The following is a 16,542-nucleotide window of genomic DNA, read 5'->3' on the forward strand; positions in this document are numbered from 1 at the left end:
TTTTCAAGCTATTTAATTTGTAAAAGCGTTTAATACTCAATCAAATTAAGCTTAAATCAGAAATAACTTCTAACCAAATAATCTAAAAATGGAAAATAATCAAAACAACAAAAAGCCTTACATAAAGTTTTTTTTAATGATAGCAACTTCAATGATTGCCATGTTCTTTCTGATGTATGTACATTCTTACCAAATTATAGATCATTTTTGGTATAGTGAAACCAGATTGTTTATGACAATGATCATGGGAGGGGCAATGATCATTATTATGTTATTGTATATGCTCAACATGTACAAAAACAAAAAAGCTAATATGCTCACTCTTGCTTTCGGAGTTTTACTAATAGGTGGTTCGATATGGCTGGTACGAAGCCAGGTAACTGTTTCAGATACAGATTACATGGAAGGCATGATACCTCACCATTCAATCGCAATTTTAACCAGCGAACGTTCTCAAATAGAAGATGTTAGGGTAAGAGAGCTTGCAGATAAAATCATTAAGGCGCAGCGTAGGGAGATCATGGAAATGCAATGGCTAATAAATGACATAAGAGAAAACGGCATAGTAGAAACAGAGGAAGAAAAAAAGGAACGTCCGGTTCCAGATTTTGAAGGTACGGTCGAGAAAGAGACCATAGATCTATATGAATAACTAAATTCTTGCTAAATCGGCTAATCTTCTTAAATCACGTTTATAACTTTAAATGAGAACCTCCAGCACCTTGTGGGGCGAAGCTGACTAATGTTCAAAACCAACTTTTCGTGAAAATAGCCAATGGATTTTTTGCAGTAATTTTTCTTGTTTCTGCCGCTATACAACACAACGACCCGGATCCACTTTTATGGATGTCAATATATGGCTACGGTGCACTGATCTGTACCCTGGCGATTTTCCGGAAGGATAGTAGGATTTTACATTATGCAGGCCTGGCCGTTTTCGTTTCTTACGCTGTGTATTTGTTTTTTATTCATAACGGCGTCTACACCTGGTTCAGCTTGCATTCTGCAGAAAATATCACCGGATCAATGTCAGATGAAAAACCATGGATTGAAGCCACCCGGGAATTTTTCGGGCTTCTTATTCTCAGTTTTGCCCTTTTATTAAACCTGATCTTTCGAAAACAGAGAAAAGGCTCTACCTCTTCCTATAGCTGAAATTAAGATAAATACAACAGAGGATGAAGATTAGATTTCTTATATTAAAAAGGCATTGGCACATCGAACTGCAACCAAAAATTTAATCACAATGAAACAGCCACAAAAACTACTGCTAGATTGGATCGCTGAGGTTTGTTCTTCAGAAGAAGTAAAATGGCTTGAGGAGGAAGAAAAAAAGTTCAGATCTCAAGGAAATGAGAGGGATCTGGTATTAGCTTTTTCTAAGGTTCCTCGAAAAATTACCCGAAAAGATCTGAATATTGGGCCTGAAGAAACCTTTAAGGCGCAAACGCTGAAAAAGAATTGGCATCCGGAGAATCTTGATTCAGAGCAGGCGGCAAGAATTCTGCTTCTGCTTTCTTTTGCGTCAGAGAAGCCGGAAGAATTTTCAGGTACAGTTGAAAAATTGTTGGAAACTGCAGATCTAAATGAACAAATCACTATTTATTCAGCTCTACCATTGTTTCCTAATCCTGAAAGATTTCTCCAAATAGCTTACAGCGGTACCCGTTCTAATGCTACCTCTGTCTTTGACACCATTACATTGGAAAATCCTTATCCTTATGAACATTTTTCAGAAGAAGCTTATAATCGGCTGGTACTTAAAGCCGCTTTTATGGAGAGGCCTTTTTGGAAAATTGTCGGCATCCCCGAACGTGCCAATCCGGTACTTGCTGAGTTACTGCTGGATTTGGTCTCAGAAAGATGGTCTGCCGGCAGGGAGTTTAATCCACTCGTCTGGCGATTAATTACTCCTGCCTTAACTGAAAATCGCTTTCGGGAATTTAAAACAAGGGCAAAACAAATGGATCCCATAAATGAAGAAGCTGTTGTTCTTGCTTATGAGCAACATAAAAATTCTTCAACTCCGGATTCCCGAAAGTGGGAAGAATTACTTGAAAAATGGGAAACTCAAAAACACACCTAAATATTGACATATGAAATTTATAGATCCACACATTCACATGACATCCCGAACTACAGATGACTACAGCCGTATGCGCGAGGCAGGAATTGTAGCTATAATTGAACCTTCTTTTTGGCTTGGCCAGTTACGAACAAATGTTGGCACATTTAAAGACTATTACAGTAGCCTTATAGGCTGGGAAAGGTTCAGGGCGAGTCAGTTCGGGATCAAACACTATTGCACCATCGGCCTTAATTCAAAGGAAGCCAATAATGAAGAACTGGCAGAACAAGTGATGGATCTGCTGCCCCGGTTTGCTCTCAAGGAAGGTGTTGTGGGAATAGGGGAAATAGGATTTGACGAACAAACAAAAGCAGAAGAAAAATACTTCAGAAAACAGCTGGACCTGGCAAAAGAGCTGGAACTACCGGTGCAGATCCATACACCGCACAGGGACAAGAAAAAAGGTACTTCTTTAAGCATGGATATATGCCTGGAGCATGGACTTGACCCGGAATGGGTAGTAATAGACCACAACAACGAAGAGACAGTCAAAGAAGTTCTGGACAGAGGTTTTTGGGCAGGGTTTACTATATATCCCAACACCAAAATGGGAAATGAACGTATGGTGGAGGTTGTGAAGCAATACGGTTCAAAGAATATATTCATAAACAGTGCCGCCGACTGGGGGATTAGTGATCCTCTCGCAGTCCCAAAAACAGCTGCCCTAATGCAAAGAAGAGGTATTGATCAAAAGGATATTGAAAAGGTAACCTACGGCAATGCACTGGTTGCATTTGGACGCAGCGGACAAATGAAAGAAGAGGACTGGGAAACGGAAAAAGAAATTGATCTCAATGCCAAATTCTCGGGGAATTCGGTTCTACGTGGGGAACAAATTCCGACTTCTCAATCAAACGAAGAGGACATCCTAATAAAGTAGAATAAATGTTGCCATACCTGAAGCTAATGAGGCCTGCAAATATCATAACCGCCTTTGCAGATATACTTGCGGGATCATCAATTGTTGCCGGGGGTTTAGTCGTATTTTATAGTGCAGATCTCTACCTGTTATTGTTGGCGACAGCAGGCTTGTATGGTGGCGGGGTAGTCCTGAACGATTATTTTGATGCCGAAATAGATCAACAGGAACGACCGGAACGGCCTATTCCAAGTGGACAGGTGACCAAAAAGGAGGCTTTGAGCCTGGGAGTGGTGCTTTTTCTGATTGGAATAGCAGCTTCTTTTGTGGTTAATGTAGTTTCAGGGTTTTTGGCAGTGGCTATTGCAGTTTTAGCCACCGCTTATGACGCCAAAGGGAAACATATTGACTGGATAGGCCCCATAAATATGGGGCTTTGCAGGGGTTTAAATCTCCTCCTGGGAATGTCAATACTTCCTGCTATCACTGGGGAAAACTGGTACCTGCTATTCATTCCGGTAATTTACATTGCAGCCATAACCTCCATTAGCAAAGGTGAGGTAACAGGTTCTACCCGGAAACCCTTATATGTGGCAGCTTTTTTTTATCTTTTGGTCATTACAGCTATTGCATATTTGGGATATGAATCAGAAGCCAGCGACTTCTTTTCCACTGTTCTGTTTGTAATCCTGTTTGCAGCTCTTATCCTGCCTCCCCTTGTTCGGGCTATTAAAGAACCTTCAGCTAAGAAAATACGCCTGGCTGTAAAAGTGGGGATCATCTCCCTGATTGTTATGAACGCAGCCATTGCGGCTTCCTCAGCAGGTCTTGTTTTTGGGCTTGTGGTGTTGACTCTTTTACCCTTTTCTTTCCTGACCGGAAAATTGTTCCCGGTCACTTAAAACCTTGTTATGAATTCCAAAATAAGTGCTCAAAAAACAAACATCCGGCAAAGCTTCACTCTACCTGTAGCGTATGACGTGTATTTTACCGAAGATCTTTTTGCCCCTGCAAATCCCACTTTTAAGCAGGTATTCAGTCGAAAGACAGAAAAAAAATTAAAGCTCTTATTTGTGGTTGACAGTGGTTTACTTGAAAAAACACCGGGCCTTCAGGAAAAAATCAGGACTTACTGCGAAGATATTTTACAACTCGAGGATTTTCCCGATCCCATCATTCTACCGGGTGGCGAAGAGAGCAAGAACTATTTAGATCACGTTACTTCTGTTCTGGATCAAATTAATAAATATGGCATTTCCAGGCATTCGTTCGTAGTAGCTATTGGAGGAGGCGCCGTGCTCGATGCCGCAGGATTTGCAGCAGGCATTGCGCATCGCGGAGTAAGACTGATAAGAGTTCCCACCACTGTTTTATCCCAGAATGATTCGGGCGTGGGCGTCAAAAATGGAATAAACTGGTACAACAAAAAGAATTTCCTGGGAACCTTCACCCCTCCCTTCGCTGTCATCAATGATCAGCAGTTTTTACGAACTTTAGAAGAAAGAGACTGGCGAGGCGGCATTTCTGAAGCCGTGAAAGTGGCCCTTATTAAAGACAGGAATTTTTTTGACTGGATTAAGAATGACACCGAAAGACTGGTCAACCGGGATAATGAAAGTATGCAGTACCTCATTTACAGATGTGCAGAGCTTCATTTAGAACATATCTCTTCGGGAGATGCATTTGAAACAGGCTCCTCCCGGCCTCTTGATTTTGGCCACTGGGCAGCTCATAAACTGGAACAGTTCACCAATTACTCCTTAAGACACGGGGAAGCTGTTGCTATAGGAATCTCTCTGGATTGCGTCTATTCATGGAAGACCGGCTTGATAAAAAAATCTACTTGTGACAAGGTGCTTCAACTACTTTGGAATCTGGGTTTCAGATTATATACGCCGGAATTACTTCGATTGGAAGAAAAAGAATTTGAGGTGCTCGAAGGCCTTCAGGAATTTCGGGAACATTTAGGCGGGGACCTCACTATTATGCTACTTGAAGAAATTGGCAAGGGGAAAGAGGTACATCAAATAGATCAGGATAAAATGAAGGAATCCATCCTTTTTCTTGAGAAGGAAGATCAAAAAATTGGTGCATCTTGAAATACAAAAACTATCATCTTACCTACTGTACCAATGTGCATCCCGGGGAAGACTGGGCAACCACTTTCACTCAGCTTAAGAAGTATATCCTGCCTTTAAAGGAAAAATTGGCACCTGAGACACCCTTTGGCATCGGCTTGAGATTGTCGGCAAAAGCTGCAGCCGGTCTCCTGGAAAATAACGGGCTGGACAAATTTCAAAAATGGCTTGAACAAAACGACCTGTACGTATTCACCATGAATGGCTTCCCTTACGGCACTTTTCACGCCACGCATGTTAAAGAAAAGGTACATGACCCCGACTGGAGCACTAAGGAAAGACTAAAATACACCGGGGACCTTATTGAAATTTTGGGCAAGCTTATACCGGCGGAAATTAGTTCAGGCAGCATTTCAACATCTCCCGTATCTTATAGGTTTACTCAGAAAAATATTAAAAATGATAAGGAGACTGAACAGAAGATCACTGAAAATTTCGCTGCTGTTGTGGAGCTGCTTTTTCAGCTGAAGGAAAGTACAGGTACAGAGATTCATCTGGATATAGAACCCGAACCGGATGGAATGGTAGAAAGTTCAGCCGAGGCGGTAGCATTCTTTGAATATTTAGTACAGGATGTTGGGGTACTTCTACAAAAAAAGCTCAGGGTCCCGGCGGAAAAAGCACATGCCATCATTTTGGATCATCTTAGGATCTGCTATGATGTTTGCCATTCTGCCCTTCTTTATGAGGAACCATCTGAAGTCATGGCAAATTTTGAGAAAGCAGGAATAAAGATTGGAAAAATCCAAATAAGTTCAGCCTTGAAGATCGCTATTCCCCTGGAGCAACCTGAGCGGAAAAGAATTCAGGACCGTTTGACAGCTTTTGCAGATTCTGTTTATTTACATCAGGTAGTGGGTTTACTACCCGACGGTTCTTTTGAACGCTATAAAGATCTTCCGGCTGCCTTAGAAAGTTTGCCCGTGACCCATTCCACCGAATGGCGAATTCATTTCCACGTTCCCATTTTTGCTGCGGAATATGATGAGATCTGCTCTACCCGGCAACAAATAGAAAAGGTTTTTTCCCTACCAAACCTGAAGGAGATCACTTCTCATCTTGAGATAGAGACCTACACCTGGGATGTATTGCCCGAAAAGAATCAAAGCTCTTTAACCGAATCTATTGCCCATGAATATCGGTGGGTGCTAAGTAACCTTTAAAAAATGAAAAAAACAGTCGTTATTAATGTAGTTGGACTTTCAAAGAATTTAGTGGGAGACAAAACACCTTTCTTAAAAGGGTGGGCAGGAAAAAAACAGGTAAGAGCTATAGATCCGGTACTTCCCGCTGTTACGTGTAGCGCCCAGGCTACTTACCTTACAGGGAAATATCCTGAAGAGACAGGGATTGTAGGCAATGGCTGGTTTTTTAAAGAGGAAAGTGAAGTGAAATTCTGGAGGCAACCCAACCAGCTTGTACAAAGCGAAAAGATCTGGGAAACGCTGAAGAAAAGTAATCCGGATTTCACCTGTGCAAATTTTTTCTGGTGGTACAATATGTATTCCTCTGTGGACTATTCGATCACCCCTCGCCCAATGTATCCGGCAGACGGCAGGAAAATTCCTGATATCTATACCTTCCCCTCCCATTTAAGAGATGATCTGCAGAGGGAATTAGGACAATTTCCTCTGTTCAAATTCTGGGGCCCTGCCACTTCAATTGAGGCTTCAACATGGATTGCTCGGGCCTCGAAGATGGTCGATGCACAAAATGATCCCACTTTGACTCTCATTTATATTCCACACCTGGATTATAATTTTCAGCGCCTGGATTCACATCATCCCAATATTGACAAAGACCTGAAACAGGTGGACGAAATTTGTCAGGACCTTATCAACTACTATGAATCTAAAGGTGCTGAAGTAATTTTACTTTCTGAATATGGAATAACTGAAGTAGAACGTCCTGTTTATATCAACAAACTGCTAAGGGAAAAAAACTGTATCGCTGTCAGGGAGGAACTGGGTTATGATGTTTTTGATGCTGGCGCCAGTGAAGCTTTTGCTGTTTGTGATCACCAGCTCGCCCACATTTACGTCAGGGACAAAAGCAGGATTTCTGAAATAGGAAAACTGCTAGGGGAGCTACCCGGAATTGAAAAGTTAATTACAGGAGAAGAGAAAAAGGAGTATCACCTGGATCATGAACGTGCCGGAGATATTATTGCTATTGCCGACAAGGATTCCTGGTTTTGTTACTATTACTGGCTGGATGACAAAAAAGCTCCTGACTACGCCCGAACAGTCGACATTCACCGGAAGCCGGGATATGACCCTGCGGAGCTTTTTATCGATCCTGACATAAAATTCCCCAAGCTGAAAATAGGTCTGAAATTACTACGGAAAAAGCTGGGCTTCCGGACACTCATGGATGTAGTTCCGTTAAAGCCTGAGCTGGTAAAAGGTTCCCACGGCCGCCGTCCTGAATCAACCGGGGATTGGCCGATCTTCATTTCTTCTTCTAAGGGAAAAGAAGCAACCTTAAAACCTGTGGCTGTCTTTGACGAGATTAGATCCGCGGTACTTTCAGAATGAACTAGCTCATCACATAAAGCTAACTTTATTTAAGGAGCAACCATTTTAAAAACCTTGCCGGTAGTACCTATAGGGCCTTCTTCATCGGTTGTAAGAATAAACATTTCTCCTTCCTTGTTCTGACCGAAAGACAATAAATAATGGCCGATTGAAGTAGAGTTGGTCTGAGCAATTTTCAGCTCTTGAAAATCCCACATGCCGGTCTCTTTTGGAGTTGAAACGAACACGGCTCCCGCAGGTTTTCCATGATGCTGCGTCCAGGTGCCAAAAATGTACTTTCCGTCCATATTTCTAAGGTCTTCACCCCTGTAAACATAACCTCCTATGACGACCAGGCCTTTGCCTCCATGGTCGGTCCCGCCTTGTTTAAATTCAATCACAGGACTTATTAAAGGGTTGCCCATCTTATCTTTTTCGGGACATTTCTCCTTCTCTTTATCGTTATTATAGGCATTGAAGCAGTGTGTTCCTTCCATCACGTTCCATCCATAATTGCCACCTTTTGTGATCACACTTACTTCTTCCCAAAGTACCTGTCCTGCATCTCCCGCAATGAGATCATTGGTTCCTTTCATGTCAAACGAGAACCTGTACGGATTTCTGAGCCCGTAGGCGTAGATCTCGTCCATTCCCTCCTTATCTACAAAAGGATTGTCATCAGGAATATTATAAGGAGCATCTCCATTTACGTCAATTCTCAGGATACTGCCCAGCAGGTTTTGCTCTACATCCTGCCCATTACCACCGGCATTTTCCCCATACCAATCAGGTACATGTCCCATGTCGATATCATTTGCCCCACCACCATCGCCAAGGGCAATGTAGAGGTAATTGTCTGGCCCAAAGGCCAAAGTCCCAGCATTGTGATTATCCTGTGGCTGATCGACCTTCAGAATGATCTTTTCTGAAGCTTTGTCAGCCATATCGGGGTTATCCGGAGAGACCCTGAATTCTGAAATGTGGCTGGTATGATCCCAGTTCTCGGGACCATCCCCACTCAGGGGTGCACTATAATAGACGAAGAACCTGCCGTTTTCACTATAATTGGGGTGAAAAGCAAGTCCTAACAAACCTCGTTCTTCATGGGCATCTTTTAGTTCAACTATCTTATTTTTCAGATTTAAGAATGGTTCTTCCAAAAGTCCTTTTTGGGGAGTATGAATTCGGATCACCCCTACCTGGTCAACGATGAAATACCTTCCAGATTCATCAGGAGATTCAACAAATGCCACAGGGGAAACTAGATTATCTGCTACAACCTCCAGTCCTACCGATTCCTGCGAAAAAGTTGCGAAGGATATAGTTAATAAGCAGATTAAAGAGAAAAAGGATTTGATTTTCATAATGGTCTATTTTTAGTGGAATTCCTTGTTATCAATCTGTTAGCAAGGTACACAAAACCATATACAGCAGTGGTTAACAGGCTGTTAAAGACTGACATATGACTGATAAGTCTATAAATACTAAATCGACATTTAACCGCTCTATTTAACTATGATTTAAACTTATCCTCTTATTAACTTTAAAGAGAGTAAAGTATTAGTTCTTCAATAGTATTTCTATCATTTTATTTTAAAAAAAAGAAGAATATTTGAATGTAATTTTATCCATGGCTATCTATAGTAAAAATCGATTCCGCTAGGAGAGACATTTTATTTTTAAGTTTTTTATTCAGAATAGAGGATATAATTGTTAATTATGACATATTTTTTAGCTTTCTTGATCCTGTTCCACGACCTGGTGCTAGCTAAGGCCCTCGCTTCTAAGCAAGCTCCCCAAAATACGCCTACGCTCAACCAACTCTTGTGAGTTTCTTTGAGTCAAACTGCGCGGTAAATCTTCATTGCCTGGGGAAACTTCAGCTTTAGGCAAGCTGCGGGAGAAATTTTTATCTAGATTTCGAAGAAAATCTGACAGAGAAGAACGCAAAATTTTCAATTCCTCCCGAAAATTTTCTCCCTTGTTAGATTTAAGAAGAATTGATAAAGCCTCATCTAATCTTGTGATATTAATACTGAACGAGTCTTTCACTTGGGACCGACTGTAGTAATGAACAACAGGATAAGCCTGATGACTTACGGAATGTTCGTCTACCTTCTCCTGAAGGTCAAGGATCTGTAGGTAACTATAGGGGGAATCTAGTCTAAGTAACTTATTTGCTATGGCCTGGGGGCTATTACCCAAATTATGGATGCTTTTCGCCAGGGTTCTTTTCTTTACCACAGCAGATGAAACTGAAAGAAAATAAGTCATCGAGCTGGTGAAAAAAATGAATCCAAAGAAGGAAAAGCAGCTCGTAACCAGTTCAAAAAAAGGCGATATAGGTTTAAAATTTCCCATCCCCAGAGTAGAAAGTATATATCCAGTAAAATAGAGCCGTTCCCAGAAATTTGCTACTCTGCCGCTACTGTTAGTAATATCCTCGGGGTTGGAAGAATAAACCAGGAAAAGTCCAAACCAAATCATAGAAAGCCATACTGCGAGGATCATGAGATTTATGAATAGCCCGTGATAGTTATAAAGCTTTCTCCCAAAAATCCCCACACAGAACTGTAGTATCCTATCTGATAAAATTGCCACATTTTCAGAAATAAAACCCGCCCCACTGGCGGAAAGAGTAGTGTAAAAGAAATCATGTATAGCTATTAATAGTATAATGAATCCAAGGATTAGCAATGTTTCTGACATTTTATTATTTATTTGTTTTTATCTATGTTATAATTTTTGAGAAGCCAATATAAATAGACCCTGAAATTCATCCTGAAATCCTACAAAAAAAGAATCATTAGGTGAAATTTCTTTCTCTCCTTTAGAATCAACCTCTATTACAGGCTCACAGAAAACTTCTTCTGCTATCCACCATCCCAACTCTACAATTACTATTGAAGCGAAAATCAGACACCATAGCCGCTTATTCGCATCTCTCTCTCTTTTGAAATCCATAACGTAATTTGTATCAATTTTGAACAAATTAGTTATTATGGATTTCGCCCTGTTCTATTATTTTAGAAAATACATTCACTATCCCAGGATAATGGTAATTTAGATTGTAATGTCTTTGTCAAGGAACCATAGATTTTCATTATATGCTAAACCTTTGCAGCTCTAAGACGCCAAGCATTTGCTATTACCGCAACAGGGCTGCAATAGCCAAGGCAGCAATTATAGGTGAAAGAAGTATTACTAAAAATGACTACGGCAATCCTGCTGCAACTGGAATACCCAGGGTCTTGTTTTCAATAAGCTCGTTCAAAAAACATCCAGGTGGCATAAAAAACAACAGGAACAGATAGCCCTAAATGAACCCATTTCCGGTACTTTCAATCCATTAGCTCTAACAGTGGATTATCTGAAAACATTTCCTCAGACATCGCTGCTATTAAATTAGGAACGGTGAAGACAGTAGCAGTCAAGAACTTCTTCAGCAGTTTCTTAAGTCTTATCATCTCCATCCACACCTCCTTCCATAGGCACAAGATCCATCCCGCAAATTGGGCAGGAACCCATTTCATCCTCTACTGTTTTAGGATGCATGAGGGAGGTAAATCACTGAGGCATCTTTTGCGAAAACGGTACTTCCACAAGATTCACCCTACACACCGTGCAATCCCCGGGTTTGTTGTAGGTTTTTTCCTCCTCGCAGTACATTGGATAATAAAAGGTTCCAGATCCTCCCGTCGCTTTTTATGTATTTTCTTTAGACGGTTTTTTGGGTTTCTCTCCCGGCACAGTGATAGAATAAGTTCCTCCATCTTCCTCCAGCTTTTTCTGAAAGGTTTTAAGTGGAATATGTTTATCCATCTCTATCATCGCCTCTTCCTTTTCTAGGTCTACCGAAGCCTTTGTGACTCCTTCTACTTCATTTAAGGTTTTTTCGACACGGCTACGGCAGCCGTTGCAGGTCATCCCGTGAACAGCATAGGTATGCGTCATATTGTTTGAGAACTACCTTCATCCTCAAGTGGTAGAGCAATAGAATAGCTTCCTTTCGTTTCTTCCAGTGCCTGCTGTAGCTTTGCCACGGGCACATGCTGCTTCATCTCAATAACTGCCTGTTCATTCTGAAGGTTTACTTCAACATTAGATACTCCTTCAACTCCCTGCAAAGCTTTCTCCACCGTACTTCGGCAGCCGTTGCAGGTCATTCCTGATATTTTATATTTATGGGTCATTTAATTACGTTTTTAGTTAAAATAATTTACGCTACTATTCTGTAAAAGTAGAATTTGTATTTACTCATGGGAATGCATATCAGCTTCCCCTTCGTCAAACCTGTTTTTCAGAAAGAAAAATTCAGCAATAAAAATTAGAATAATAGAAGGAACCGCGACATAAATTATAAATATGTCAGTTTGAGATTTTACAATCAAGAAGGCAAGAAGAACAACAACATCAAGAATAATTGCTGTAATCAAAATAGCTGATTTTGCTTTTACTTCCTTTCTCAGATATCTCAAAACCCCCACATGAACGATTATATCCATGACCAGGTAGAAAATAGCACCCAAAGAAGCAATTCGGCTTAGGTCAAAGAATATGGTCAAGATAATTGCAATTACTACTATATATATCAGCATATGCCTTTGGATAGTTCCAGACATTCCAAGATGGCTATGGGGGATTAAATGCATATCTGTGAGCATTCCTGTCATCCGGGAAACTGCAAAAATACTGGCGATCACCCCGGAAACCGTTGCTATAATAGCAATTCCAACGGTAAAGATTAATCCAAAATCCCCGAACAGGGGCCGAGCAGCTTCCGCAAGCGAGTAATCTTTTGCTTCTATTATTTGAGTAATAGAAAGATTCGATCCTACAGCCAGAGCTACTAAAAAATAGATTACCACACAAGTTGATAAAGAAATTACTATGGCCCTACTAACATTTTTGTGAGGCTTTTCAATTTCACTCCCGCTATTGGTTATAGTAGTAAAACCTTTATATGCCAAAATAGATAAGGCAAGTGCAGCAACATAATCAACAATGCTGTTTTTGCGTTCTTCAGAAGGAACAGCCGCATCCAGATCCACCCCGGAAGCCCAAAGGGCTCCAGCTGCAAAAATAATTAAACCTCCAATTTTTAAAGCTGCCATATAAAGGGAGATTTTTCCAATTGCTTTATTTCCAAGAATATTTACAACAAAGGCTGTTATAAGCAATCCTACCCCTAAGGCTGGAACCCAGAAGCTTCTTTCCCCAGCATCAAATAGCTGCAAGGTGTAACTCCCAAATGTCCTGGCGACCAGGCTTTCATTAATAATCATAGAAAAGGCCATGAGCAAAGATGCGGCAGCTGTAATAGTTCCTTTGCCATACGCTTTTTGCAGGTACATAGCTATCCCTCCTGCTGAAGGATAAGCATTGGACATTTTAATATAAGAGTAGGCACTAAAACCGGAAATAATTCCTCCCAGGATAAAAGCATATGCAAAGTATTCCCCGGAGAGTTCGGCCACCTGCCCAAGGAGCGCAAAAATCCCTGCACCAATCATTACACCTGTTCCCATTGCCACCGCACCGGTAAGGGAAAGGCTGTTCTTTTTATATTCAGACATATAATTCTTTAAAAAAAATCAATCAACCTTCAATATAACTTCAAAAAAAGGAAATTCCGGGCTTTCATTTAATAAGCTGAATTCCTTTGACTATAAGTAGACCTGCATTTCCTCATTCTTCATCAGAACCGAAAAAAGTCCTTTCATTGAAATCCTCCTGGTTGTAAAAATTCCCTTGCGTATAACTGATTTCCTCCTTTTGTTTTGCGGAAAAAATTAGCAGAGTCTTCTTTTCATCTTCAATAGCGAGACTTTTTAAGTTTTTATAGGTGGGCAATGTTTTTAGTTTCTCAGCACTTACTTGTTCCTGAACAACAATTTTTTGTTTCTCTTGATTTAGTTCTGCTCTTCCTATGGGAATTAAAACATCCTTATCCTCTTTTACATTTATCTCTAATCCCACAACGAGGTATCTTATTCTTTTCTGGGTTTTGTCGAACAAAAAATCCTTCAGCTTTCCCACTCTTGTTCCAGTAGCATCAACTATCTGCCTTCCATAAATCCTGGAAAAATGATCATCAATTTTGTAGTCGCTGTTCTTAAGCTCTTCCAAATGTTCAAGTGGTGCAGAAATCTCATTAGGATCTCTTGAGGTACTTCTTTTTATATCCTGACCAACCTCATCATATTTCCACTTCTGTATCATTATTCTGTGTCTCGTCATATCCTAATTTTAATCGGGTTTAATTATTTCAAAACATATCATTAAAAACTAAACATATTATTTTTCAAAGTAAAAATTGGACCCTTGATTTCCCTTTATAATTCTAATCAGTGAGAAAGAAATATTTTAGCCTTTGCAAGTGTCTCCATTGCAAAATTTTTCATGAAAATTAAATGAAATTTTCCAAGAACTTTTTCTCCTATTTTCCAATCTTTTTCTTCAGTAACTGCGCATTAATTGCAACAATAACTGTACTCAAACTCATAAACACGGCCCCAACGGCAGGTCCTAACACAAAACCTGTGGAATAAAGTACTCCGGCAGCTAATGGAATGGCTACAACGTTATAACCCGTTGCCCATACCAGGTTCTGAATCATCTTATCATAAGTAGCTTTTCCAAAAAGGATTAGATTGGCAATATCCTGAGGATTACTGTTGACCAGGATGATATCGGCAGTTTCTGCAGCCACATCTGTTCCCGAACCTACTGCAATACCAACGTTCGCCTGAGCCAAAGCCGGCGCATCATTAACCCCGTCACCGGTCATGGCCACAAATTCTCCCTTACTTTCCAATTCTTTAACTATTTCCACTTTTTGATGGGGTAAGACTTCTGCATAATATCCATCCAGACCGAGTTTGTCACTAACTGCTTTAGCGGTCCTCTCATTATCCCCTGTTGCCATAAAAACTTTAATATTGTTCTCTTTAAATATCCTGATGGCGTCTGCAGACTCGGGTCTAATCTCATCGGCAAGCGCGATATACCCGGCTAATTCACCGTTGATCAATACAAAAACCACAGTTTCGGCTGCATCGCTATAGGCATCTTCGGGGATGTTGATATTTTCATCCCGCAAGTATCCAGGACTTACTACTTTCACCTCTTTTCCCTCTACAGTGGCCTCGACTCCTTTGCCGGTAATGGCATTAAAGTTTTCTGGTTTTGGAATAGGGACTTTATCATCTTTTACTTTTTTGATGATCCCAACAGCAATAGGGTGTTCAGAACTCTGTTCTAACGCGCTGGAAAGCCTTAGAATCTCTTCCTTGGAGAATTTATCATTCACAGATTCGATACGGGTGACGCCGAAGTCCCCTTTAGTAAGGGTTCCGGTTTTATCAAAAAGTAAGGCGGTAATTTTTCGGGATTCTTCAAAAGCCGTTCGGTTACGAATTAACAATCCATTTTGGGCAGATACTGCTGTAGAAATTGCGACTACAAGTGGAATTGCCAGTCCTAGCGCATGGGGGCAGGCAATGACCATAACCGTCACCATTCTCTCAAGTGCGTACACAAAAGGAAAGCCTAAGATCAACCAAACCGCAAGAGTGCCAAAACCAATACCCAATGCTATGTAGGTCAACCATTTTGCGGCCCTGTCGGAAAGGTTTTGCATTTTGGATTTGGATTTTTGCGCTTCCTCCACCATAGTGATCACCTTATTGAGATAGCTATCCTTCCCGGTATGTTCGACTTTAGCCTTTAAGGATCCATTGCCGTTAATAGATCCACCAATTATTTTTTGATCTGTACTTTTCTTTACCGGTTTTGATTCCCCGGTAAGCATCGACTCATTCAGGTAGCTTTCACCCTCCACGATTATAGCATCTGCAGGCACTTTTTCACCAGGTTTAACAAGAATTATATCTCCTTTTTTTAGCGTATCCAGCTTTACATCTTCAATCTGATCTCCGTTTACCCGATGCGCTTCCGCAGGCATCATACTCACCAAAAGCTGTAAAGCTTTGGAAGCACCCAAAACAGATTTCATTTCAATCCAATGCCCTACCAGCATAATAGCAATAAGCGTAGCGAGTTCCCAGAAAAAGTCAACACCCTCGAGACCAAAGACCGTGGCAGAACTGTAGAGATAAGCCACTGTAATTGCCATAGAAATGAGGGTCATCATCCCTGGGGCAGCTTTTTTCACTTCAGACCAAAAGCCTTTCAAAAATGGCCAGCCTCCATAGAAGTAAACAACAGTCGAGAGGGCAAAAAGGATGTACTTATTTCCTGGTAGAAGATATTTGTACCCAAAGAAATCCTGGATCATTGGCGACAGAAAGAGGATTGGGATAGTTAAAACAAGAGTTACCCAAAAACGCTTCTTAAAATCTTCAATCATCATTTTATGGTGATCATGACCTGCATGGCCATGAGCGGGTTCATCATCGTCATGTTTCCCCCTGTCATGATCCATCATGTCCCGGTCCATCGCCTTATTGTGCCCATGTTTTGTTTTTTCAGCAAGGTCATCCTTTAAGTTAGCTTCTTCTTTTCTTGCTTCCCGCTTCGCTGAATTCTTTGACTCCTCCTTGTGTTCGTCGTGATGTTCCATAATTCCTGAATTTACTGGTTAATTTGTCTTAGTTTGGTTCGCATTGTTTCCGAAATATTTTCTGAATAGATACCGTATGCATCTACCAAAATCCCCCTGACCCCATAACGGGAAGAGATAGCAAATAATATACTGTTGTCATCTGTACTGCTCATTCCTTCAAATCTATATACTTCATTGACCAAAAAATCCTGTGGGTGTATCTCCAGCTTTAAAGAGGGGCACTCAAGACAGTGAGGCTTTAAATTAAAATCATATTTGTAACCTCTGGCCTGGAGGCCATTCACAGCTTCTGAAAGGGTGTCATAATTATTCAT

The 16,542-nt window shown here is 40.8% G+C and carries 18 protein-coding genes; 8 read left to right on the forward strand and 10 right to left on the reverse strand.

Features of this window, described 5'->3' with window-relative positions; all coding sequences use genetic code 11:
- Positions 1-88: 88 nt before the first annotated feature.
- The 8 genes from RM541_RS08205 to RM541_RS08240 all read left to right on the forward strand — a co-directional run bounded on the left by RM541_RS08205 (position 89) and on the right by RM541_RS08240 (position 7,662).
- Complete coding sequence (locus RM541_RS08205; protein ID WP_311499733.1) at positions 89-652, forward strand: DUF305 domain-containing protein; 564 nt, start codon at positions 89-91, stop codon at positions 650-652.
- A gap of 110 nt (positions 653-762) precedes the next feature.
- A complete protein-coding gene (locus tag RM541_RS08210; protein ID WP_265164179.1) occupies positions 763-1,155 on the forward strand; it encodes a transmembrane 220 family protein in 393 nt (130 codons plus the stop codon).
- A gap of 91 nt (positions 1,156-1,246) precedes the next feature.
- Complete coding sequence (locus RM541_RS08215; RefSeq protein ID WP_311499734.1) at positions 1,247-2,086, forward strand: EboA domain-containing protein; 840 nt, start codon at positions 1,247-1,249, stop codon at positions 2,084-2,086.
- Between the two features lie 10 nt (positions 2,087-2,096).
- Positions 2,097-3,008 carry a TatD family hydrolase gene (locus RM541_RS08220; protein ID WP_265164181.1) on the forward strand — a complete coding sequence of 304 codons (912 nt, stop codon included), beginning with the start codon at positions 2,097-2,099 and terminating at the stop codon, positions 3,006-3,008.
- A 5-nt stretch (positions 3,009-3,013) separates the two neighbouring features.
- The gene (gene eboC / locus RM541_RS08225; protein WP_311499735.1) at positions 3,014-3,889 is read left to right on the forward strand and encodes a UbiA-like protein EboC; all 876 of its coding nucleotides are present in this window, start codon (positions 3,014-3,016) and stop codon (positions 3,887-3,889) included.
- Positions 3,890-3,898: 9 nt separating this feature from the next.
- A complete protein-coding gene (locus RM541_RS08230) occupies positions 3,899-5,086 on the forward strand; it encodes a 3-dehydroquinate synthase (RefSeq protein ID WP_311499736.1) in 1,188 nt (395 codons plus the stop codon).
- Positions 5,083-6,288, forward strand: coding sequence for a metabolite traffic protein EboE (gene eboE, locus RM541_RS08235; protein WP_311499737.1), 1,206 nt, complete (start codon positions 5,083-5,085; stop codon positions 6,286-6,288). Before RM541_RS08230 ends, eboE begins: the two co-directional genes overlap by 4 nt.
- Positions 6,289-6,291: 3 nt before the next feature.
- Entirely contained in the window at positions 6,292-7,662 is a 1,371-nt protein-coding gene (locus tag RM541_RS08240) for an alkaline phosphatase family protein (protein WP_311499739.1), read from the forward strand.
- A 29-nt stretch (positions 7,663-7,691) separates the two neighbouring features.
- Here RM541_RS08240 and RM541_RS08245 read toward each other — a convergent pair whose 3' ends face one another.
- From RM541_RS08245 to RM541_RS08290, 10 genes are all read right to left on the reverse strand, one after another.
- Complete coding sequence (locus RM541_RS08245) at positions 7,692-9,005, reverse strand: PQQ-dependent sugar dehydrogenase (RefSeq protein WP_265164186.1); 1,314 nt, start codon at positions 9,003-9,005, stop codon at positions 7,692-7,694.
- A gap of 400 nt (positions 9,006-9,405) precedes the next feature.
- A complete protein-coding gene (locus tag RM541_RS08250; RefSeq protein ID WP_311499740.1) occupies positions 9,406-10,350 on the reverse strand; it encodes an ion channel in 945 nt (314 codons plus the stop codon).
- Between the two features lie 27 nt (positions 10,351-10,377).
- Positions 10,378-10,605 carry a hypothetical protein gene (locus tag RM541_RS08255; RefSeq protein WP_266069594.1) on the reverse strand — a complete coding sequence of 76 codons (228 nt, stop codon included), beginning with the start codon at positions 10,603-10,605 and terminating at the stop codon, positions 10,378-10,380.
- A gap of 489 nt (positions 10,606-11,094) precedes the next feature.
- On the reverse strand, positions 11,095-11,196 hold the full coding sequence (locus RM541_RS08260; RefSeq protein ID WP_265164187.1) for a heavy metal-binding domain-containing protein: 102 nt from the start codon (positions 11,194-11,196) through the stop codon (positions 11,095-11,097).
- Positions 11,197-11,346: 150 nt separating this feature from the next.
- Positions 11,347-11,595, reverse strand: coding sequence for a heavy-metal-associated domain-containing protein (locus RM541_RS08265; RefSeq protein ID WP_189602887.1), 249 nt, complete (start codon positions 11,593-11,595; stop codon positions 11,347-11,349).
- Complete coding sequence (locus tag RM541_RS08270) at positions 11,592-11,834, reverse strand: heavy-metal-associated domain-containing protein (protein ID WP_189602886.1); 243 nt, start codon at positions 11,832-11,834, stop codon at positions 11,592-11,594. Before RM541_RS08270 ends, RM541_RS08265 begins: the two co-directional genes overlap by 4 nt.
- A gap of 60 nt (positions 11,835-11,894) precedes the next feature.
- Positions 11,895-13,217, reverse strand: a complete 1,323-nt coding sequence (locus RM541_RS08275) for an APC family permease (protein ID WP_189602885.1) — start codon at positions 13,215-13,217, stop codon at positions 11,895-11,897.
- A 112-nt stretch (positions 13,218-13,329) separates the two neighbouring features.
- The gene (locus RM541_RS08280; protein WP_189602884.1) at positions 13,330-13,881 is read right to left on the reverse strand and encodes a PRC-barrel domain-containing protein; all 552 of its coding nucleotides are present in this window, start codon (positions 13,879-13,881) and stop codon (positions 13,330-13,332) included.
- A gap of 199 nt (positions 13,882-14,080) precedes the next feature.
- Complete coding sequence (locus tag RM541_RS08285; RefSeq protein ID WP_189602883.1) at positions 14,081-16,225, reverse strand: copper-translocating P-type ATPase; 2,145 nt, start codon at positions 16,223-16,225, stop codon at positions 14,081-14,083.
- A gap of 11 nt (positions 16,226-16,236) precedes the next feature.
- Positions 16,237-16,542: a phosphoribosylpyrophosphate synthetase gene (locus RM541_RS08290; protein WP_189602882.1), complete on the reverse strand. Its 306-nt coding sequence runs from the start codon at positions 16,540-16,542 to the stop codon at positions 16,237-16,239.

Origin of the sequence: Autumnicola psychrophila (genome assembly GCF_031846645.1) — a bacterium.
Classification (GTDB): Bacteria; Bacteroidota; Bacteroidia; order Flavobacteriales; family Flavobacteriaceae; genus Autumnicola; species Autumnicola psychrophila.

Excerpts from the sequence above, each read along its gene's own strand:
- RM541_RS08205 (WP_311499733.1), top strand. The coding sequence starts at position 89 with ATGGAAAATAATCAAAACAACAAAAAGCCTTACATAAAGTTTTTTTTA.
- RM541_RS08215 (WP_311499734.1), top strand. The coding sequence starts at position 1,247 with ATGAAACAGCCACAAAAACTACTGCTAGATTGGATCGCTGAGGTTTGT.
- RM541_RS08220 (WP_265164181.1), top strand. The coding sequence starts at position 2,097 with ATGAAATTTATAGATCCACACATTCACATGACATCCCGAACTACAGAT.
- eboC (WP_311499735.1), top strand. The coding sequence starts at position 3,014 with ATGTTGCCATACCTGAAGCTAATGAGGCCTGCAAATATCATAACCGCC.
- RM541_RS08230 (WP_311499736.1), top strand. The coding sequence starts at position 3,899 with ATGAATTCCAAAATAAGTGCTCAAAAAACAAACATCCGGCAAAGCTTC.
- RM541_RS08240 (WP_311499739.1), top strand. The coding sequence starts at position 6,292 with ATGAAAAAAACAGTCGTTATTAATGTAGTTGGACTTTCAAAGAATTTA.
- RM541_RS08245 (WP_265164186.1), bottom strand. The coding sequence starts at position 9,005 with ATGAAAATCAAATCCTTTTTCTCTTTAATCTGCTTATTAACTATATCC.
- RM541_RS08250 (WP_311499740.1), bottom strand. The coding sequence starts at position 10,350 with ATGTCAGAAACATTGCTAATCCTTGGATTCATTATACTATTAATAGCT.
- RM541_RS08255 (WP_266069594.1), bottom strand. The coding sequence starts at position 10,605 with ATGGATTTCAAAAGAGAGAGAGATGCGAATAAGCGGCTATGGTGTCTG.
- RM541_RS08260 (WP_265164187.1), bottom strand. The coding sequence starts at position 11,196 with ATGCATCCTAAAACAGTAGAGGATGAAATGGGTTCCTGCCCAATTTGC.
- RM541_RS08265 (WP_189602887.1), bottom strand. The coding sequence starts at position 11,595 with ATGACGCATACCTATGCTGTTCACGGGATGACCTGCAACGGCTGCCGT.
- RM541_RS08270 (WP_189602886.1), bottom strand. The coding sequence starts at position 11,834 with ATGACCCATAAATATAAAATATCAGGAATGACCTGCAACGGCTGCCGA.
- RM541_RS08275 (WP_189602885.1), bottom strand. The coding sequence starts at position 13,217 with ATGTCTGAATATAAAAAGAACAGCCTTTCCCTTACCGGTGCGGTGGCA.
- RM541_RS08280 (WP_189602884.1), bottom strand. The coding sequence starts at position 13,881 with ATGACGAGACACAGAATAATGATACAGAAGTGGAAATATGATGAGGTT.
- RM541_RS08285 (WP_189602883.1), bottom strand. The coding sequence starts at position 16,225 with ATGGAACATCACGACGAACACAAGGAGGAGTCAAAGAATTCAGCGAAG.
- RM541_RS08290 (WP_189602882.1), bottom strand. The coding sequence starts at position 16,542 with ATGAATAATTATGACACCCTTTCAGAAGCTGTGAATGGCCTCCAGGCC.